This window comes from Kribbella shirazensis (assembly GCF_011761605.1).
Classification (GTDB): domain Bacteria; phylum Actinomycetota; class Actinomycetes; order Propionibacteriales; family Kribbellaceae; genus Kribbella; species Kribbella shirazensis.
Map to the genome: position 1 here is coordinate 366,632 of NZ_JAASRO010000001.1, position 18,723 is coordinate 385,354.

General features: G+C 64.8%; 19 protein-coding genes, 1 tRNA gene, 1 pseudogene and 1 riboswitch. Of the genes and pseudogenes, 8 read left to right on the forward strand and 13 right to left on the reverse strand.

All coding sequences use genetic code 11. The annotated features are described in order from the left end of the window. Window positions 1-470 precede the first annotated feature (470 nt). Complete coding sequence (locus tag BJY22_RS01775) at window positions 471-1,871, forward strand: restriction endonuclease subunit S domain-containing protein (protein ID WP_167203434.1); 1,401 nt, start codon at window positions 471-473, stop codon at window positions 1,869-1,871. A gap of 244 nt (window positions 1,872-2,115) precedes the next feature. Then, the gene (locus BJY22_RS40925) at window positions 2,116-2,394 is read left to right on the forward strand and encodes a hypothetical protein (protein ID WP_202890954.1); all 279 of its coding nucleotides are present in this window, start codon (window positions 2,116-2,118) and stop codon (window positions 2,392-2,394) included. A gap of 88 nt (window positions 2,395-2,482) precedes the next feature. Here the strand turns inward: BJY22_RS40925 and BJY22_RS01785 are convergent, their stop codons facing one another. The 8 genes and pseudogenes from BJY22_RS01785 to BJY22_RS01815 form a co-directional block, all read right to left on the reverse strand. Next, on the reverse strand, window positions 2,483-2,707 hold the full coding sequence (locus BJY22_RS01785) for a hypothetical protein (RefSeq protein ID WP_167203435.1): 225 nt from the start codon (window positions 2,705-2,707) through the stop codon (window positions 2,483-2,485). 472 nt (window positions 2,708-3,179) lie between these two features. Beyond that, window positions 3,180-3,371, reverse strand: a complete 192-nt coding sequence (locus BJY22_RS01790; RefSeq protein ID WP_167203106.1) for a hypothetical protein — start codon at window positions 3,369-3,371, stop codon at window positions 3,180-3,182. Window positions 3,372-3,418: 47 nt separating this feature from the next. Next, window positions 3,419-4,276 carry a Scr1 family TA system antitoxin-like transcriptional regulator gene (locus BJY22_RS01795; RefSeq protein ID WP_167203436.1) on the reverse strand — a complete coding sequence of 286 codons (858 nt, stop codon included), beginning with the start codon at window positions 4,274-4,276 and terminating at the stop codon, window positions 3,419-3,421. Next, window positions 4,257-4,775, reverse strand: a complete 519-nt coding sequence (locus BJY22_RS01800) for a DUF6879 family protein (protein ID WP_167203437.1) — start codon at window positions 4,773-4,775, stop codon at window positions 4,257-4,259. The genes BJY22_RS01795 and BJY22_RS01800 overlap by 20 nt, the downstream gene beginning before the upstream one ends. A gap of 10 nt (window positions 4,776-4,785) precedes the next feature. After that, window positions 4,786-4,986 (reverse strand): hypothetical protein, encoded by a 201-nt coding sequence (locus BJY22_RS01805; protein ID WP_167203438.1) that lies wholly within the window; start codon window positions 4,984-4,986, stop codon window positions 4,786-4,788. A gap of 373 nt (window positions 4,987-5,359) precedes the next feature. Next, a complete protein-coding gene (locus BJY22_RS41370; protein ID WP_337759826.1) occupies window positions 5,360-5,809 on the reverse strand; it encodes an alkylmercury lyase family protein in 450 nt (149 codons plus the stop codon). A 21-nt stretch (window positions 5,810-5,830) separates the two neighbouring features. Next, window positions 5,831-6,331, reverse strand: a complete 501-nt coding sequence (locus tag BJY22_RS41375) for a hypothetical protein (protein WP_238350266.1) — start codon at window positions 6,329-6,331, stop codon at window positions 5,831-5,833. Further along, window positions 6,328-6,742: pseudogene (locus BJY22_RS01815) on the reverse strand (MerR family transcriptional regulator). Before BJY22_RS01815 ends, BJY22_RS41375 begins: the two are co-directional and overlap by 4 nt. Here BJY22_RS01815 and mobF point away from each other — a divergent pair. From mobF to BJY22_RS01830, 3 genes are all read left to right on the forward strand, one after another. Next, complete coding sequence (gene mobF, locus BJY22_RS01820) at window positions 6,741-10,739, forward strand: MobF family relaxase (RefSeq protein ID WP_272954808.1); 3,999 nt, start codon at window positions 6,741-6,743, stop codon at window positions 10,737-10,739. The pseudogene BJY22_RS01815 and the gene mobF overlap by 2 nt on opposite strands. Before the next feature lie 376 nt (window positions 10,740-11,115). Continuing rightward, window positions 11,116-11,469, forward strand: coding sequence for a PadR family transcriptional regulator (locus tag BJY22_RS01825; protein ID WP_202890955.1), 354 nt, complete (start codon window positions 11,116-11,118; stop codon window positions 11,467-11,469). Next, a complete protein-coding gene (locus tag BJY22_RS01830; RefSeq protein WP_337758026.1) occupies window positions 11,466-12,650 on the forward strand; it encodes a helix-turn-helix domain-containing protein in 1,185 nt (394 codons plus the stop codon). Before BJY22_RS01825 ends, BJY22_RS01830 begins: the two co-directional genes overlap by 4 nt. 269 nt (window positions 12,651-12,919) lie before the next feature. On the opposite strand, the gene BJY22_RS01835 is transcribed toward BJY22_RS01830, so the two are convergent. The 3 genes from BJY22_RS01835 to BJY22_RS01845 all read right to left on the reverse strand — a co-directional run bounded on the left by BJY22_RS01835 (window position 12,920) and on the right by BJY22_RS01845 (window position 15,572). Next, on the reverse strand, window positions 12,920-14,350 hold the full coding sequence (locus BJY22_RS01835; RefSeq protein ID WP_167203440.1) for a helix-turn-helix domain-containing protein: 1,431 nt from the start codon (window positions 14,348-14,350) through the stop codon (window positions 12,920-12,922). Between the two features lie 206 nt (window positions 14,351-14,556). Then, window positions 14,557-14,632: transfer RNA gene (locus BJY22_RS01840), tRNA-Lys, on the reverse strand. A 55-nt stretch (window positions 14,633-14,687) separates the two neighbouring features. Further along, window positions 14,688-15,572 (reverse strand): RNA polymerase subunit sigma-70, encoded by an 885-nt coding sequence (locus BJY22_RS01845; protein WP_167203441.1) that lies wholly within the window; start codon window positions 15,570-15,572, stop codon window positions 14,688-14,690. 112 nt (window positions 15,573-15,684) lie between these two features. Between BJY22_RS01845 and BJY22_RS01850 the strand changes: the two genes are divergently transcribed. Further along, on the forward strand, window positions 15,685-16,425 hold the full coding sequence (locus tag BJY22_RS01850; RefSeq protein ID WP_202890956.1) for a DUF899 family protein: 741 nt from the start codon (window positions 15,685-15,687) through the stop codon (window positions 16,423-16,425). A 6-nt stretch (window positions 16,426-16,431) separates the two neighbouring features. On the opposite strand, the gene BJY22_RS01855 is transcribed toward BJY22_RS01850, so the two are convergent. Together BJY22_RS01855 and BJY22_RS01860 are read right to left on the reverse strand one after the other, a co-directional pair. Beyond that, entirely contained in the window at window positions 16,432-16,950 is a 519-nt protein-coding gene (locus tag BJY22_RS01855) for a YceI family protein (protein WP_167203443.1), read from the reverse strand. A 31-nt stretch (window positions 16,951-16,981) separates the two neighbouring features. Further along, entirely contained in the window at window positions 16,982-17,401 is a 420-nt protein-coding gene (locus tag BJY22_RS01860; protein ID WP_167203444.1) for a pyridoxamine 5'-phosphate oxidase family protein, read from the reverse strand. A 55-nt stretch (window positions 17,402-17,456) separates the two neighbouring features. Here BJY22_RS01860 and BJY22_RS41385 point away from each other — a divergent pair, with 55 nt between their 5' ends. Beyond that, complete coding sequence (locus BJY22_RS41385; RefSeq protein ID WP_167203445.1) at window positions 17,457-18,401, forward strand: DUF5937 family protein; 945 nt, start codon at window positions 17,457-17,459, stop codon at window positions 18,399-18,401. 15 nt (window positions 18,402-18,416) lie between these two features. Further along, window positions 18,417-18,527: riboswitch (TPP riboswitch) on the forward strand. Beyond that, window positions 18,520-18,723, forward strand: a complete 204-nt coding sequence (gene thiS, locus BJY22_RS01870) for a sulfur carrier protein ThiS (RefSeq protein ID WP_167203446.1) — start codon at window positions 18,520-18,522, stop codon at window positions 18,721-18,723. (Overlaps the previous riboswitch by 8 nt.)

Here is an 18,723-nt window from a genome sequence, read left to right on the forward strand (position 1 = left end):
CGCCGAAAGTGTTCAGTTTTCGAGCGCCGCCGACAACCCGGGCGCGCCTTGAGCGTTCAGGTCCTCGCATCAAGTAGGCGGTTAGCGGTCTTGCCAGATCCTGGTGCAGGTCAGCTCGCCGGATCCGGCAGGAACCGGCGGGCGCCGCCGCTCTTCCGACACGCCTGTCAACGATGCAGCTGGCACGACCGAAGGTGCGGCCTGGTGGACAGCGGGCAGCTCTCAGCGACCAGTCACCAGGTCGCGATGTCAGCGCTCGCATCGGACCACGAGTGCGGTTGGTGCGTACGTGAATACGCGCTCATACTCGCGCTCGGCTACCGACATGACGGGCTGTGGTAGACATTCGTGTGGAGACGAACGGCTTGAGCTCAGCTGAAATGCCCGTGCTGGGCGACTTGTGCGAAGTTCTGCTTGGTAGGAACAGAGCTGCCCGGGAGCCGGCGCAGGCAGATCCCACGTTTCGCATTGTGCGGGCCGAGGACATCCAGCAGGAGCTTGCAGACTGGAGCGAACTGAGATCCTCCACGATCCACACGAAGAGTTCAGTAGAGATCGCTCCCGGAGACATCGTCGGCAGCCGGTCTGGCCCATACGGTCGGTGGGCGATCGTGCCACCTGGCTATGGGCCGAGTCTCGCAAGTGATCACACCATTGTCCTGCACCCGCATGGGACCGTGAGTGCGTGGTACCTGCTTGGGTTCCTCCGATCGCATGCCGGAAGGCAGTTGCTGGCAGGAACCGTGACCGGTGCAGTTATTCAACGGATCAACAGAGCCGAGCTGTCCCGAGTACCGGTCCCGACACACACCCTGAACAGGGATTACGTTGATCAGACGCTCACCGACTTCGACAATGAGCTGCGCCGAATCACCACCGAGGTCGAAGTGTTGCGAAACCGACTGGACCGCCTCTTCATCAGCCAGAGTGAATCGCAGCTAGTCACTGAGATTGATGCTGTCCGCGGAGTCACAGCATCTCTGCGGAAAATGACCGAGTTCAGCGACACTTTGCGAATTGCTCAGATCTCGTTTCCTTATCCAATTGCGCGCGCCTTGCGCGCCATCGAACGATCCACCTCGCCGAGCGACAGGTATCACGAGGTTGCGCATCGCAGCATTGAAACGGTATCTGCGCTGCTTACTGGACTTTGCGCCTCGATCGCAGGCTCAGCCAACATCAGAGGCGATAAAATCAAGGCCTGGGTGTCTGCGGTCACACGCGGTGGAGCGACACTGGGGCGAGAGCGCGCGATGATTCTGCAGGTCGCGGAAGAGCTAGCTCGCCAAGGAGATATCGGTGGCATCGCCCGCTCCTTTGCGGACGATGGGACGCCTGCATCCACGCTGCTTGCCGAGCTTCTGGAGGAACGAAACCGGGTTCATGGCGACTACCCAAGAACTGCATATCAGTTCCAGCAACGACTGGCTGTCATAGAGGGCACGCTTCGACAGTTTCTTGATTCAGCCAGCTTCCTGGCGCGATGGGAGCTCAGATACGCCGAGTCGGTTGCTCCGACCGAAGATGAAAGTGGCGCGATTCAGTATTCGGCCAGGCTTCGCGTGCTCCAAGGTGATAATCCTGACTGGGATCTCATCGATTACACGTCGAAGAGCGTGATGTTTCCGGGCCGCCTATACGCTCTTGTCGACGACCGGAAGTTGATGGATCTCCACCCTCATCTGGTGGTTCGGTATTGTCCGGAGTGTGGATCCCAGGAGATCTACCAGGTTGACTCCTTCAACGAGGACGAGGCTCGCCTGAAGTCCATCGACCGTGGCCACTCACATACAACCGGCGACTCCGAGCTGCTGCGTCAACTGCGCGCCGCAACCTCGTCCTTGCGGTCGGCACCCGAGTCACTCGCCTAGCCTGTGTACATGAGTGAGGTACCGGACAACGAGAGCATCGACCAGTTCATCGTATTCGCTGCGTACGGCGAGGTCATGCTTGGTTTCCAACTGATGGAGCTGAGCCTGTGGTCCTTGAACGCCATCAACCTGAAGCCAGCCATCCAGGCGGCTCAGGCGAGTGCCAAGGTTGAGAAGTGGAACGGCACGACCTTCGGCGATCTACTTCGGGGGCTACGCACCCAGCCTCATTGGCCCACGCGATTTGCTGGACCAGCTCGACGGAGCTCTCGAAGCGCGGAACTACTTGGCACACCAGTTCCTGCGTGAGTACTTCGTCTTGAAGCCATCGGTTGACGCACGCGACCGCGCCACTGCCCAGCTGGCAGAGATCGCCCGCCGTCAGGAGAAGCTCCAGAGTGAGCTGGATATACACCTGAGGTCTGTTGGCGTCCCGGACGTCGATGAACTCGACGACCGGCTGCTCAACGAGCTCGACGCGCTTAGGCCCACGACATGGCTTGCCGGGAAAACAGACACATAGCCAGAATCGGCCTGCTGCGGGTGGGGGAAGTGTCCGAACACCGTTGTATACCGTGGCTCGCAACCGCTCCACCCGCAACCGGGCACCCTCAGCCGAGGATACGAACGTACGGTCCGCGTGCATTGACTCGGTGGATGAGCCCGCGGGCGAACAGCCTCCCCATTGCGATCTTCCGAGCATGAACGGCCTCACGCTCGTCTAAACCATAGGTGGCCTTCAGCCACGGTTTGATGCGCGATATCACTTCGTCGCCCGGCTCACCGAGCGTACGGAGATAGTCATAGACCTGGTTCGTGAAGTCCAACTGCGACATGCGCCCTCCCAACAGGCAGACAAGCTATCCGGTCTCCATGTCTGCGACTGGCTGCACCAGGCCACACGCTCGTGCCGCACGTCGAGCTACCAAATTGGCAGTGAGATGTTCCAAGGGTGCCCAGGCGGCAAGCCGACTCGTTCAAGCATTGCGTCTCACGCACCCACGATGGAAGCAACACTGGGATCTCCGACGCCTGCGTTCCCAGCAGATCCCATCGATCCTCGTAGCCTGCCAAAATCTCATCGTTGACCCGGGCACATGAGATGGGCGTGTGGCTGGTGAGCCGCTGATTCAGGCCGGCGAGTTTGCGAGCGACGACGCCCATACCCTGCCAGGTCCATGGCGGCAGTTTACGTGTCAAACGACGAACGACCTCCAGGCTGTCAGTGGCCGGGCCAGGGGTCGTTCGATTGGCGTGCAGGGCGGGCGCGGATGCGGGGTCGGCACGCACGCCCTGCCGGATCGGGAGTTACTCGTCGTCCAGCCACTCTGCGCCGGAGGCGTCTCGGTGGTAGCCCTTGTGGTGGCCGTTGATGCAGGCGCTGCCGGTCATCGGGTTCTCGCCGTCGCAGCGCTCGGTGGGCCGCAACGTTGGCCAGCCGGTTTCGTTCGGTTCGCCACCCCACTCCACCGCGAGGCGCGAAGTAGTTCCTGATGCCATGTCTGAACCGTAGGAGCGCAACGAAAGCAGCCGCTAGGCGGTTGCGATTAGTTGCCGTCGACTAGTTCGTTTTGCGCCTTGATGACGAGAGCGCGTGCGGTCTTCCCATAGACCGCAGGCTGCCGTAGTTGGTCGAACATCCGCCCGTACATGGTTACCTCTTGCGGTGCGGTGATCTCGATACTCGCCGTTGGTGTTTCCAGGCTCACCAGCTTGTCATCGAAGACCCAGAAGCTCACTTGCCCCACCACGGCCCGCTCTACACTGCGCGGAACGATGCCAAGCGCAACGTTCGGCAAACTCATCACCGACAGCAGGCGGTCCAGTTGACCGGCCAACGTCTCCGCATCCCCGAAGCGCGTGTACAGAGCGGCCTCCTCAAGGACCACCCCGAAGGTCTTGCTGCCGTCATAGAGCACCGATTGGCGGTCGATACGAGCAGCCACTGCCTCGTCGATGTCGTTGCGTACCTCAAGAAACCCGAACCAGAACTTGAGCATCGCCCGTATATAGCCGGCCGTTTGGAAGAACCCGGGGATGACGTGGTGCTCGTAGATCAGGAAGCGCTCGGTTCGCTCGTCCAGAGGCACCGGCGTGAGCATCATCTGCTTCATACCCGCGCGGGTCTGCCGCTTGAACTCCATGTACATCGACTCGACTGTGCGAGCCTGGGCGATCAGGTCCGCAGTCTGCTCCTCCGCGGAGCACGCCTCGCACCACAGGCGAATGTCCTCGTTTGAGGGTGCCTGTACCCCGTGCTCCAGCTTCGAGACACGCGTGAAATGCCAACCGGTCGCGGCAGCGAGCTCGCGACCAGTCAGCCCGGCATCCTTGCGCAGCTCCCGAAGACGCAGGCCCAACGCTTCCTGCGCCTTTCGGGTGGCGCTATTCGGGGTTGTACTCACTGTGCGGTATCGCCAACGACCACACACTGTCGAATGCCTCGCGGCACATCTCCACGACGGACGGGTCAGTTGTGGTCGTGAACGCCGTGTTCAGGCCGGACCCGGCGTAGTGCAGAAACACCACTCTCTCGTCATCGAGCAGGTAGTAGTCATTGCCGGGTATGCACAGCTCCGAGACCGATCGTCGTGGCACCCAGCGGATGTCCTCACCGGCTGCGGCGATGGGCGTGAACACGGTGTAGACCCACCGCTGGTATTCGCTGAGCGGTTCCGAGACGATCTTTGCCCGTCGCACCGTTCGGCCTGCGGCAACATGCTCACCAAGCGTCGTACACCACTCCTGCAGCCACTCGAAGTCGTCCGCCTCACCGCGCTTCCACTTCGCCATATGCGGCAGTTCAACCTCAGTGCCGTACGCATCGCGGGTCTCCAGGTGCACCGAACTGCGCTTGAACCCCGTCAGGAGTTCGTCGAAGGCTTCCTCGGTGATCTCCTCCACGCCGGCCGACCTACGGGTTCGCGAAGAACGGAATCATCCGGTCCGGAATCTCGACCGCCGTCTCACCATCCGGGAGGTTGAGCGTTGCAAGGGCGTCCGGGTCAGTGACGACCCATCCCTGCACGACCCAGCTGCCCCGGTCGGTCTTGTAGAGGGTCGGGCTGTTCTTCGGAGCCGACTCCGGGTCGCCTGCAACGAGCGTCAGCTTCATGGTGATCCCCTGTCTGCATCGGTTTCTCAAGCTTGCTTCGCCAAGTCTGAAATTCCTCGATGTTGCCTGTCACCGATGTTGCGAAAAGTTGCTAGCACGAGTCTCCCATGCCGAAACCGGCTCCGCCTCTCGACCGCCGGGACTCCGAGTCCGAAGGTTCGCATTCCTAGGACAGCCTGGCCAGCAGCGCTGGATCGACGACCATCTCAACTTGGAAGTAGACGTTGCCTCTCCCGTCGCGGAAGACCGCAGGACAGCTGTTGCCTGGGCAGCGGGGGTCTTTGCCATAGAACCGACGAGCGCGATCAGCAGTGGGCCTCCGAATCTGACCTTGTCGTATCGCAGAACGACGTCCGCCCGTGTACGGCGTAGGTCAGCTGGCGGAGAGCAAGTGGCCGAACAGACGAACTGCAAGCTCTTCGGCCTCCTGCTGGCTGAGGATCTGCCCGGGCACATTCGGGTGCGCGTCCGCCCAAGCCTGGGCGGCGCCGTCGTCGGCGAACACGTTGAGGTAGTCACAGCAGCAGTCAGCCGACGGTCCGCCGCATTCTTCAGCGCCGACGAACGCCACTGCGGTTGCGAGTTCCCAGCTAGTCCGACCGTCGCTGGTGGTGATGGTGATCGGCCGGCCGCTGACGACATCCACCGTTTCGATGACGGTGTCTCGGCCGAGCATCGCCGAGATGCCCAGCGCATCGATCGCGCACATCGCGAACACATCCACTCCCTCGCCGGGTGGTCCGGCGATGCGGACACCGTTCCGCGTGGGTACGGCGGAGAACGGGTACGCGATCGCGATCTGCCCATCCGGCGCCAGGCGGATCGCGTCGAGTCATGCAGTGCCTCAAAGGTCTCCTCGACGCTCGAGCCACCGCCGATCGACGCTGCGGCCTTCAGATCGCCCCGGCCGGGCGGTCGGCCTGTCGCAGCGAGACAACGAAGGATGGCCTGATGCACCGCCCGCTGGACGGAATCCAGTGGCAGGGCCCGCGCCCGCCAAGCACTCAGTACGCCGGATGGTGTGTCTTGTGGCTGCTGGCCGGCTGCGACGATTTGCCTTGCGCAGTTGCCCGACCGATGGCGCCGGAACGATCCGGCCGGCCTCGTCGCGGTACAGACGACACGACAGGGTGGTGCACGCGCACTCCTCATCGTCATCGACTGAGACGAACGGGTCGACACCGTCGACCAGCAACGTCGGCGAGCCGACCATGCCGAACCGGACCGCGTCCGCATCGGTGTCGATCATCCGAGTCGTGACCGGCACATCCGTGACCAGTGCTAGCCGGTCCAGCATCGGGGCGACGTTCGGGCACTCCGGGACATGCAGAACCTCGAGCCTCATCGGGTCGCCTCGCTCTGGGTGCCGAGTGCCTCGAGCAATGCGCAGCGCCGATCCGCGCGAGGCAGCTCGCAGGTCGCGACCAACTGCGCCAGGGAATCACGCATCCGTTGCAGGTCGTGGATCCGCGACTCCACGTCGGCGCGCCGCCGCTCCGCCAACGCTCGCCATGTCACAGCTTTCCGGGCCGCCCGCGTTCAGATGAAGCAATTCCTCCACCTCGTCCAGGGTGAACCCCAGTTCCTGGGCCCGTTTGATGAATCGCAGCAACTCCAACATCGTTTCCGGGTAGTCCCGATAGCCGCCACTGGTACGCGGCGGGGCCGTCAGGAGCCCGTGACGCTCGTAATAGCGCAGCGGCTCAGCGTTCACCCCAGCACGCCCAGCCAACTCGCTCGTCCTCATCTCCCCCATGGTCAACCCCGTACCCAAGTACGGAGTCAGTGACGACCTGAGCACGCTGCAACCGAGCACACCGCAGCTTCCGGCTCAGGCGGGCGCCGCACCGGACTCTCAACTTGGGTTGACCTTACCGCCGGAGACGCCACCGGCCGGACCATCCGAGACGTTGAGACCGATTGCCCGCTGCACTCGGGCAACCTGCAGCGCCCGTCGTTATCGAACGAAGCACGACCATCTCAGCCCGCGAACTCGAACTCGCGGCCAGAACGACAAACCCAACACCCGCACACCTCTTGCATGCCGGGCGACTCCGTCGGGTGCCGCCGCGATCAGCGCCCTGATCGCTCAGACGTTGAGCTTGTATGACCGACCAAGCGAACAGACTCAACCGCCACTTTCCGGGCTGGCGACTGTGCTGAGTATCCACCGACTGAACGCCGGAGAGGGGTACCTGTATCTGCTTCGGCATGTCGCTGCGGGCGATGTTGATCGGCGGATGGTTACGCCGTTGACCGCGTACTACACCGCATCGGGATACCCGCCCGGCCGCTGGATGGGACAGGGGCTCAGCGGTCTCGGTGTCGGCGAGTTGGTTCCAGGGAGCGAGGTGACCGAGGCTCAGATGGCGGCGCTGTTCGGACGCGCGGAGAATCCGATGACCGGCCGGACGCTCGGCGAGCCGTACCGAGTTTTCAAGGGTCCGGAGGAGCGGATCCGGGACCGGATCCGCGACCTCGACCCTGCCCTGTCCGACGCCGAACGGGAGCGCGCGGTGGCACAGATTCGCCGGGAGGAGATGCGGAAGAAGTCGCGGCAGGCGGTGGCCGGATTCGATCTGACGTTCTCGCCGGTGAAGTCGGTGTCCGCGCTGTGGGCGACTGCCGATGTGGGTATCCAGGAGCAGATAGTGGCTGCGCATCACGAGGCTGTCGCCGACGTGTTGTCGCTGATCGAGCAGCACGCGGCGTTCACCAGGAGCGGCGATGGCGGCATCGCACAATTGGACACCCGCGGGCTGATCGCGGCGGCGTTCGATCACTGGGACAGCCGCAGTGGCGACCCGCAACTGCACACTCACGTGGTGGTCGCGAACCGCGTACAGGGCCCGGACGGCACGTGGCGGACGCTGGATGGGCGGGTGCTGTACCGCGCCGCGGTGGCGATGTCGGAGATCCACAACGTGCTTCTCGCCGACCATCTCGCGCGTCGTTTGGGCGTGAAATGGGAGCTTCGCGAACGCGGTTCCCGGCGCAATCCGGCGTTCGAGATCGACGCGATTCCGGACGAACTGCTCCGCGAGTTCTCTGCAAGAAGCGAACAGATCGAAGCCAACCTGACCGCACTTCTGGACGAGCGACTTGACCAGATCCACCCACCCGGCCGCCGCGAAATGTACGCCCTACGGCAGCACGCGACCCTCATGAACCGGCCAGGCAAGCACGTCGCCCAACCCCTCACCGTACTGATGGCGCAGTGGCGCAAACGCGCCGACCAAGTCATCGGACCGGACGCCGTCGCCGCCATCCAACGCGCCCTCAACAACGTCGGCGAACGTCCCATGGCGGCGGCAGACCTGAGCCCGGAAACGCTCGACGCGTACGGCGCCGCGACCGTGCTGACCCTGCAAACCAAACGCGCGACCTGGACGCGCTGGAACCTCCTCGCCGAGGCCGCACGCCAAACCCGACTCCTCCGCTTCGTCTCCACCACCGACCGGTTCGCCGCGCTACAGGCGATCGTCGAACGCGCCGAGCAGCACTCGATCAGCCTCACCGCACCCGACCTCGTGACCATCCCCGTCACCCGCGCCAGCGGCGAGAACGTGTTCACCATCCACAACGGCCAGATCTACACCTCACCCGTCATCCTCGGCGCCGAAGCCGTCCTGCTCGACATGGCCCACGACGCCAACGGACCCACCATCGCCCCAGCCACGATCCACACCGCCGGACTCAGCCCCGACAAGGCCGCCGCACTGCGCAGAATCGCGACCAGCGGCCAGAAGCTCGAGGCCCTCATCGGCCCAGCCGGCACCGGCAAAACCAGCCTGTTGTCCGCACTCGCGGCCAGCTGGGAAGCCCGCCACGGCGACGGGTCAACCATCGCGCTTGCACCCTCGTCGGCCGCCTCAACCGTCCTGGCGGACGCCATCGGCGCCCCCACCGAGAACATCGCCAAGTGGATCTACGAGTCCGCCGGCCTCGGCGCCGAAGAACGCCGCAACATGATCCTGCACACCGAACACGCCGCCGGCCTCGCCAGCCGCTCAGGGCGCCGTCTCCGCCACCAGCGACTCATGGCGCAGCTCGCCGCCCTGAGAGCCGAGCACGATCGATGGAGCTTCCACAACAACCAGCTCGTCATCGTCGACGAAGCCTCCATGGCCAGCACCATGGAACTCGCCACCCTCGCCCGCGCCGCCAACACCGCAGGCGCCAAACTGCTACTTGTCGGCGACGACGCCCAGCTTTCTGCCGCCGACACCGGCGGCGCCTTCCGCCTCATCGCCCACGACACCCAAGCCGCCGAACTCACCGACGTCTGGCGCTTCACCACCCCCTGGGAACGCGACGCCAGCCTCGCCCTCCGGCGCGGCGACCTCATCGCCATCGACGCCTACGACGACCACCACCGGCTCACCGCTGGCTCATCAGAGGCGATGGAAGACGCCGCCTACAAGGCCTGGCTCGCCGACACCAACAACGGCAAGACCAGCCTGCTCATCGCTGCCGATAACGCCACCGTCGCCCGCCTCAACGCCCGTGCCCGGATCGACCGCATCATCACAGGCGACGTCGAACCCGACGGTATCGAACTCCACAACGGCAACCACGTCGGCCTCGGCGACCACATTGTCACCCGCCTCAACAACCGCCGCCTCCCCTACGGCAGCCGCCAGTTCGTGAAGAACGGCGACCACTGGACCGTCATCCACCGCTGGCCCGACGGCTCCCTCACCGTCCAAAACCACACCGGCGACACCGTCACCCTGCCCAGCACCTACGTCCAAGAATCGGTAGAACTCGCCTACGCCACTACCGCGCACCGAGCCCAAGGCGCCACCGTCGACACCGCCCACCTCCTCGTCACCGACCACCTCACCCGAGCCCTCATGTACGTCGGCATGACCCGCGGCCGCCACGCCAACAACGCCTACATCGCCACCCACCACACGAGCACCGACCTCCACGAACCCCGCCCCGAACAGACCATGCAAGACGTCCTCGACGCGGTCCTCAACGATCCCGGCGTCGAGCAATCCGCACACGAGGTCATGCGCCAAGAACTCGACAACGCCACCCGCCTCGACCGCCTCGTCCCCATCCACGAACACCTCTGCCAACTCGACGCCAAGAAGCGCTACCAACCCGCCATCGCCGCCTCCGGCCTCGAACCAGCCGACCAAGCCGCACTCCAAGCCTCCCCCGCATACGGCCCCCTCATCGCCGAACTCCGCCGCGCCGAAAACGCTCGCCTCAACATCACCGACCTACTCCACCACGCCGTCAACCAATCACCACTCACAACCGCCAACGACCTCGCCGCCGTGATCCACCACAGAGTCCGCCGTCTGACTGCACGCTCGCTACACAAGACTGGCCACCGCCCGACGCAGATCGGCGGCCTCATCACTCCAGCCACGAACGTCAGCGACCCGGCATTGATCGCGCCACTGCGCGAACTCGAGTCTCAGATCATTGAACGAGCCAACTGGCTCGCGGACGAGTTGCATGCCAACCCACCCGCCTGGTATAGCGAATTGCGTCGTACGGCGAGCACAACATCAGACCAAGAACTTAGCGAACTCGCCCGTGAAATCGCCGCCTACAGAGAGCGCTACGAGATCACGAGCGACTCAATCCTCGGAGACGCGCTACCGGCCAACGCTGGCGAGCAGCACCGCGAGCGGTCCCGACTCATCAAAGCGATAGCCGGCCTCTCATCACAAGCTCCCGACCAACCGATTGAGGAGGTGCCAACGCGGTCCGTCTCACCACAACCAGACTGACGTCGCCATCGCCGACTCAAGGCGCAGTAGGCACCGCCTACGGACACGTCCGCTCCTGCATGCGGAGAGCCCTCGATGTGGCTGTGAGTTCGTGCTCGTTCAGCGTCCGTCTCGAGCACAGTGACAGAACAGATGGACAGCCGGAGCCGGTGCCTACGGATGGTCTGAGATCGACGCAAGAATCAGTCCACAAATTACAGATGTCGCGCTTGGGCGGGGTTCGCACAGGGCGACCCGGCCCGGCGTCGACCTGGACATCTGATGCTCCTCCGCTCGCGAGGCCACGATGAGCCGCGTCCAGCGAGGCGGACGCTGAGCCGACGCATGGAGGCTCTCATAGTGGACGCCCACCCGCTGGCTATGTAGAGTTTCGATCATGGTGGAGCTGAGGATCACCGTGCCGGTGCTGAAGGTGCTCCAAGTCTTCATCGCGGCCGGACCCGACGAGCACCTATATGGACTGGCGCTCTCAGAGCACACAGGCTTGAAAAGCGGGACGCTGTATCCGGTCCTGGCGCGGCTCGAGAGGGCCAGCTGGATCACGAGCGACTGGGAAGAGGTCGATCCGCGGGAGGCCGGGCGGCCACGGCGTCGCTACTACCATCTGACTGGTCTTGGCCGCCGGGCCGGAACTACAGAACTTGCGAAGTTCGGTAGGCCTTCACTTCCTCCGAACAAGAGCCGAAAAGTTGCGCCAAACGCTGCTCGGCCGGCGTGGGGGCAGGCGTGAGTCTCGTACTTTGGGCACTGGCTGCGCTCGCGGCGGGGGTCATCACGGAAGAGTTCCTTGGTTGGATCACCCCCGCCTGTCGCTTCATCATTCGGCTGGGCGCACGGCAACTGCCTGATGACTCCCGGGACCGCTACGTCGAAGAGTGGTACGCGGAACTGCTTGAGCTACCGCAGGGTGCACTGACCAGATTGGTCTGGACCGTGCGAACACTGATCGGTGTCCGCTCCATCAGGTCGACCCTCCTGGAGCCCTCGCCGGAAAAGAACGAGACCGATCCAGGTATTGCCGATGTCGCTTTACGCCAGGCGATCGCATGGCCATCACCAGCCCGGCAGCCGACTGTCTTGAGGATCGCGCTCGGTGCTGAGCTTCGTCAGCTTCGCATCGCGTCCGGCATCAGCCGCGCGGACGCAGGCTGGGCAATCCGGGCGTCGGAGTCCAAGATCAGTCGACTCGAAAATGGCCGGGTCGGTATCAAACAGCGCGATGTCGTGGATCTGCTCACCCTCTACGGCATAACGGACCAAGTCACAATCGAGTCGTTCGGTCGACTGGTTATGCAGGCCGAGCAGACCGGCTGGTGGCACCAGTCTGCGGATCAGTTGCCAAGCGGACTTCCTGCGTACGTCAGCCTCGAAGCATCAGCATCACTGATCCGTTTGTACTCCACCAGTCACATCCCCGACCTGTTGCAGACACCTGACTATGCTCGGGCGACTCTCCAGCTCGGCCTGGGTACCCGCCCATCTGGCGAGCTCGAGCGGTCGGTCGAGCTGCGCGTGCAGCGGCAGAAGTCGCTCACTCGCCAAGACCAACCCGTACGGTTGTGGGCCATTCTCGACGAAGCGGCGTTGAGAAGGCCGTTCGGCGGTGTGACGGTGATGAGGGCGCAGCTCGAGCATCTCATCATGCTCTCCCAACAGCCGAACGTGACCATACAGGTGCTGCCGTTCAGTTGTGGCGGCTCCATGACGGAAGCGTTCACGCTCCTCCAGTACCCCCACACAGACCTCCCGAATGTCGTCCACCTCGAGCAGCGGACCAGTTCCCTCTACCTGGACGACCCTTCGGACGTCGACTACTACAGGACGCTGATGGACGGACTCGGCGTACAAGCTCCTGCACCAGGCAAGACACGAGACATCCTCTCGACCATACTAACCTTCTTTGACGCGTGAAGGTGCCCAGCTACCTCCTGAAAGGTCGCCCTTGGCATCAGGTCATTCGCCATTCGTTGGCGGATCTGCTTCGCGCTGCCCGCCGTGCACCACGCAGATCCGATCCAAGGTGACGTCCTGTACCGGTTACAGCGGAATCGCCCAACCGAAATGCTGCCACCTCGCTCGCCGCCGACGTCCTAGAAGCGCTGGCCTGCGGAGACTGCCCCCAGGACCAGCAGCCGGCGCGAGTTCGACCCGACGTCAAGCGACCAACGCACGGGCGGTTCTCACCAGAGGTCGAGGTTGGCGAATTCTTGGTCTAGGGCTTGGGCTGCGGAAGGGTTGTGGATTCGGCGGCCCATGTAGACGTCTTGGGTTATGGAGACTTGGGCTTGGCCTAGGTGGTCGGCTATTTGGCGGGCGGATTGGCCTCGGCGGTCTAGGGCGGTGGCGGTGGTCTTGCGGAAGGTGTGGGAGCGGATCCAGGTGAGGGCGTCTGAGGGTGAGGGTTGGGCTGCTTGGTCGACTTGAGCGCTGAGGTCGGGGGATGCGTCGAGGTTTATGCGATAGGTCTTGACGAGGGTGGCTACGAGTTCGCGGTCGAGCTTGATGCGGCCGGTCTCGATCAGCTCGAGTCTGGTCTTCGGCCAGCCGAGCTTCGTGGCGACCTGTTTGCGAGTCAGGCCAGCCTGAAGTCGCGCGGATCGCAGTACTTGGCCGAGGTCTCGGCGGGCGGTGCTGGCTACGGGGGACAGTGCTCGGCGGAGGGCTCGGCGGACGTTGGAGGGGTCTCGGAAGCCTCCAAGGGAGTCGGCGAAGATGGGTTCGTCGAGGTTGACGCCCGCTGCGTGGCGTCGGCGGAGCATGGCGACGGCCCAGTCTGGGAGGGGTAGGACGCGTTCGCCGGCCTTGGACTTCGGGGCCTTGCGGATCAAGCCTTGGCCTGGGACGCGAACCATGGTGTGAGTGATCTCGACTGCGCCGGACTCGAGGTTGACCTGTGACCAGAGGATTGCGAGCGACTCGCCAATTCGGACGCCTGTGCCGAGCATGAAGAGCACCAGGTCCGGGAGGTCGGCGTGTACGGCCGCCTTGTCGGTGGTCAGTTGGTGTCTGAGGGCGGCGATCTCCTCGTTGGTGAGGGCTCGGGGCGGGTTCCTTGGGCGGGCCTCGACCGCCTCTACCTCGCGGACCGGGTTGACGGTGAGAGCGCCGTACCGGACGGCGAGTTGCATCATGCCGGAGATGACCGCGCGGCAGGTCTTCGCAGTGGATCGGCCGGCGTTGCGCTTGATGGTTCCGATGATTCTGTCGATGCGTGGTGTGGTTGCCTCGCCGATCAGGAGTTCACCGAGGGCGGGCCGTACGTGGTTCTTGATGGCTGTGCGGTACGTCGTCAGCGTCGTCGGTGATCGACGGCCGTCTTCGATGCGTTCCTCGAACTTCTCGATCCAGAGGTCGATGAGGTCGTTGATCTTGTCCGTTGGTCTCAGCTCGGCGGAATGCGTGAGCTTTGCGCGGTCTCTCAGCTTCGTGAGTAGGCGGTGCTCGGCTGCGCCCTTGGTCTTGGCGGAGGCGGTGACCTCACGGGTACGTCCGTCGTGGTCACGGAAGTACGTGGACGCGCGCCAGGAGACCACCTTGCCCTGGGCGTCCTTCCTCTCAGCACGGGTTCGGACGTTGCCCCACGTTCCGATCGGAAGGTGCGGTCTGCTCATCTCAGCCCTCCACAGTCCAGCTGCGCGTGGAAGCTCAACGGCTGGGCGGGCCGGAGATCGGGCGAAACGAGAGCAGTGCGAAAGGATGCGAGACGTCGCTCAACAACGCGTCGCCAGCTGCCTGTGGTGACTCTGCGTATTGGCAGAGTAAAAGCAGACCTGCCAACTCTGTCCGAGACGCTGATGTGCGCCTGACCTGCGGAAAGTGGTAGGCCCCGTGGGACTCGAACCCACAACCCGCGGATTAAAAGTCCGCTGCTCTGCCAATTGAGCTAGAGGCCCTCATGAGGTGAGGGGAACAGTGTGTCAGGTTTGGTGCGGGATTGCTGGGTGGGGGTCATCGGAGGGTTGTGGGGAGGCCGAACGCTAGGACGTGCCGGGCGCCGACGAACGCGTTGCTCTCGACGATCAGGCCGTTCTCGATGCGGAGTACGTCGACGACCGTGGCCTCGTACAGGGTGGATCCGGGGTGGCGGAGGTAGCAGGCCAGTGCGGGGCGTCCGTTGGCTGCGACGGGGACGGTGCGCCAGTCCAGCGGGCGGCCCAGGAACTCGGCGGCGGCGTCGATGCCGATGACCGGTGGGTCGGGCGGCATTGTGATGCGTACGTCGTCGGCGAGCAGCGCGCGGAAGTCCGCGGGCTCGATCGCCGCCGCGTACCGACGGAGGACGTCTTCGTCGGCGGCGGTCAGTTCCGGCCTGGTCCAGCGGTAGCGGTCCTCGGGCGCCCGGTTGCGCAGCGTCTGACGACCGCGTTGCAGGAGGCTGTTGACGGCGGTGCGGGCCAGGCCGAGGCTCTCGCCGATCTCCGTGGGGGTCCAGCCCGAGACCTCGCTCAGCACGAAGACGGCACGCTGCCGCGGCGGCAGATGCATCAGCGCCGCGATCAACGCGAGCTCGACCGTCTCGCGGGCCAGCGCGCCCGATGCGGGGTCGACGCCGGGCTGCTGCGGATACGGGCCCAGCTCGGTGCTCCATTCCAGCGGGTCGCCCGACGGCACCGATCGGCGTACGGCGGACTTGCGCTGGTCCAGGTAGATGTTGGTGGCGATTCGATAGAGCCAGGTCTGTACGGCGGAGCGGCCCTCGAAGCGGTCCCGCGACCGCCAGGCACGCAGGAACGTCTCCTGGACCAGATCGTCGGCGTCGGCAACGTTTCCGGTGAGCCGGTAGCAGTGCGCACGCAGCCGTGGACGGTGCTCCTCGAGAGACTCGTCCTTCATCGCCGTACGCCTCCAGCCCTGATCCGGATCAGCGTACAGAAAACCGATGACGGTCCCCGTGGTCCCTCGTCCAACCCTTGTGACAGTTCCGACGAGTGCGAGGAGAACCGCGATGTCAGCAGTGCCGGAGGTCGTTGACCGTACGACGTGGTTGCACGAGCGCAACGCCCTACTGGTCCGGGAGAAGGCCCACACCCGCCAAGGCGACGCGATCGCCGCGGCCAGGCGGAGGCTGCCGATGATCGAGGTCGACGCCTCGGCCCGTCTCGTCGGCGAGCACGGTCCGGTGTCATTCCTGGACGTCTTCGAGGGCCGCGACCAGCTGATCGTCTACAAGCACATGTGGTGGCCGGGCGCCGGCATCGAAGGGCAGTGCGAGGGCTGCACGGCCTCCCTGTACGACGTCCACGACACCAGCTATCTGCGCCACCGTGGCGTGTCGTTCGCCGTGTTCACCGATGCGCCGTGGGACGAGATCGCGCCGTACAAGGAGTTCATGGGCTATCCGTACGCCTGGTACTCGACGACCGGTGTCCAGGACGAAGCAGTCCGGGGCAGTCTGGTCGACGAACCGGGCAACTACTCCTGCTACCTACGCGTCGACGGCGGCGCATACCTGACGAACGAAGCTGTCGGCCGCGGAGTGGAGACCGCCATGGTGCAGGCGCACCTCCTCGATCTGACCGTCTACGGCCGCCAAGAGCACTGGGAGGACTCGCCAGCAGGATGGCCGCAGCAGCCGACCGGCAGCTGGTGGGAGCGCGACGGGCGACCAGTGCCGCAGTGGAGCCGGCCAGGCGCTGCTCCTGCCGATCCCCACCGCGGACAGGCAGCTCGCCACTGCTGCGGCTGACAGGGGTCAGCCCCGTGGACTGGCGGTGACTTGGAGGTCCAGGAGCACCGTCGGGCTGACGAGGAGGGTGGTTGCGGCGTTCCAGTTCACCTGCCAGCGGGAGCGGTCGATCGGCAGCGTGGCAGTGAACGTGACGTCGTCGTCCACGTGAGTCAGCTCGAACGGGACCGTGACCGGATGCGTGACGCCCCGGATCGTCAGATCGCCCGTCACGGCGAACGTCGTCGTACCTGTCCGCTCCACGGCTGTCGCCACGAACGTGATGACCGGATGCGCCGGCGCGTCGAGGAAGCTCTTGCGTAGCTGAGCGTCGCGCCTGCGGTCCCCGGTCTCGATGCTGTTCGCCTGGATCGTGAGCCACGCGGTCGACCTGGCCGGATCGTCGCTGTCCAGCCGTACGGCGCCCTCGAACACGTCGAACCGCCCGCGCACCCTGGTCGCCATCCGGTGCCGCGCGACGAACCCGATCCGCGTCCGCGCGGCATCGAGCACGTAGTCGCCGTTCACCTCGGTGAGTGTGGTCATACCGGGTACGACGACACAGCCCGGTGAACTGTCAGCCGATCACACCGGAGGTGATCCGCCGTGGCGTGATGTCGAACATGGAATCCTCCGGTGGCTCGGCCAGGTACGCCTCGTGGAACTCCGGTGGCAGGTACTTCTCCACCATCGCGTGCAGCAGCTCCGTGCTGAGCGGCCGCAGTACCGCGACGCCTTGCATGTTGAGGTACTTCGCGGTCGGCCCGTCGGTCGTCTGGATCGAGAGCGACAACTCACCTGTGCCGGACCCGTGCAGTCTGGCCTTCTTGGACCGGCGAGGCGTCATCACCTGGAACCTGTTGCCGTCGGGCAGGTGGTGGAACCAGACCGGCGTCACATGTGGCGACCAACCAGGCTCGTCGATCGCCAGCACAGCCACCAGTGGCCGGGCCAGAAACTCAGCCGCTTCGTCGTCGTCCATCGTGCGAAACTCCATGTGTCCTCCAATCACCAACGACCCTCTCACCGGCCACCGACAGAACAGGACCGCAGTGCTCACCTACCGGCTGACGTCGCGCGATCTCGCGGACGTGCGGTTCGCGGTGTCGCCGGTCGCGGAGATGGTGCTGTCGTTCCGCGCGCTCCGGGACCCGGGCCGCTTCCCGCTGCAGCTCGGCTGGGTCCGCGCCGTGCAGCCGTACGTCGCCGACCTCGACTGGGACGTACTGCGGTGGCTCGTCAACGACACCATGGGCAGCCCGGACTTCCTCACGCCCCGGCCGACGTCACCGCTCACCCAGCTCGCCGACGAACTCGAACTGATCGCAAGCGTCAGCAAGGACACGTTCGCGCGCCAGCTGATCGCAGTGAACGGCGAACTGCCCGAAGGGCTGACCATCGACAAGGTGGTTGCCGCGCTGACGGAGTACTGGCAGGCCGTCATGGCGCCGTACTGGAGCCGCATGCGGACGCTCCTGTCCGCGGACATCAGCTACCGGGGCCACATCCTCACCCAGCAAGGGACCGGCGCGATGCTGAACGGTCTCGGCCCGGCGATCAGCTACGCGGACGGGCTGCTCCGGGTCGACCGCGTCGCCGACCCGAGCCGGACCGAGGACATCGACGGACGGGGACTCGTCCTGCAGCCGACCCTGTTCGGACCGCATGCCGTGATCCCGTTCGACCCTGGCGCGGACCCGCTGCTCGGCTACCCGCCCCGCGGACAGGCACACCTGTGGTCCGTCGTCGAGCCACCCTCCCAGCAGGACCTGGCCCAGCTGATCGGTACGCCGCGGGCGCGCATCCTCGAGCTCCTGACCTATCCCCGCACCACCACCGACCTGGCCGGCGAGCTGAAGGTGACACCGTCAGCCGTCAGCCAGCACCTCCAGCTCCTCCGCCGGACCGGCCTGGTCGAGCCGCAACGCACCGGCAAACAGGTCCTCTACAGACCGACAGAGCTCGCCGCCCTCCTCACCGGCACCGACGTCGATTGATCTGTCAGCTATAGTCGAGACGTCCGCGGGAGCTCGCAGGAGTGGGCTGAGAGGGTGACTACGCCGTCACCGACCGCTGAACCTGAATCGGGTAATTCCGGCGTAGGGAGGAAGCGCGATGGAATCCGTCTGGGTGAACGGTACGGCGATCGACGTGCCGTCCGGGAAGTCCGTGGCCGAGCTGATCTCGGAGTACTCCGACCGCAGCACCGGGATCGCGGTGGCAGTGAACCAGAACGTGCTGACCAAGGCCGAATGGGCGCAGACAACGCTGCGGCCCGGCGACCGGGTCGAGATCGTCAGCGCGACCCAGGGAGGCTGA

Bases quoted from the DNA above. Each gene is read 5' to 3' on its own strand.
- BJY22_RS01785 (WP_167203435.1), bottom strand. From the start codon at position 2,707: ATGTCGCAGTTGGACTTCACGAACCAGGTCTATGACTATCTCCGTACG.
- BJY22_RS01790 (WP_167203106.1), bottom strand. From the start codon at position 3,371: ATGGCATCAGGAACTACTTCGCGCCTCGCGGTGGAGTGGGGTGGCGAA.
- BJY22_RS01805 (WP_167203438.1), bottom strand. From the start codon at position 4,986: ATGAAGCTGACGCTCGTTGCAGGCGACCCGGAGTCGGCTCCGAAGAAC.
- BJY22_RS41375 (WP_238350266.1), bottom strand. From the start codon at position 6,331: ATGAGGCTCGAGGTTCTGCATGTCCCGGAGTGCCCGAACGTCGCCCCG.
- mobF (WP_272954808.1), top strand. From the start codon at position 6,741: ATGGTCAACCCCGTACCCAAGTACGGAGTCAGTGACGACCTGAGCACG.
- BJY22_RS01825 (WP_202890955.1), top strand. From the start codon at position 11,116: ATGGTGGAGCTGAGGATCACCGTGCCGGTGCTGAAGGTGCTCCAAGTC.
- BJY22_RS01835 (WP_167203440.1), bottom strand. From the start codon at position 14,350: ATGAGCAGACCGCACCTTCCGATCGGAACGTGGGGCAACGTCCGAACC.
- BJY22_RS01845 (WP_167203441.1), bottom strand. From the start codon at position 15,572: ATGAAGGACGAGTCTCTCGAGGAGCACCGTCCACGGCTGCGTGCGCAC.
- BJY22_RS01850 (WP_202890956.1), top strand. From the start codon at position 15,685: ATGTCAGCAGTGCCGGAGGTCGTTGACCGTACGACGTGGTTGCACGAG.
- BJY22_RS01855 (WP_167203443.1), bottom strand. From the start codon at position 16,950: ATGACCACACTCACCGAGGTGAACGGCGACTACGTGCTCGATGCCGCG.
- BJY22_RS01860 (WP_167203444.1), bottom strand. From the start codon at position 17,401: ATGGAGTTTCGCACGATGGACGACGACGAAGCGGCTGAGTTTCTGGCC.
- thiS (WP_167203446.1), top strand. From the start codon at position 18,520: ATGGAATCCGTCTGGGTGAACGGTACGGCGATCGACGTGCCGTCCGGG.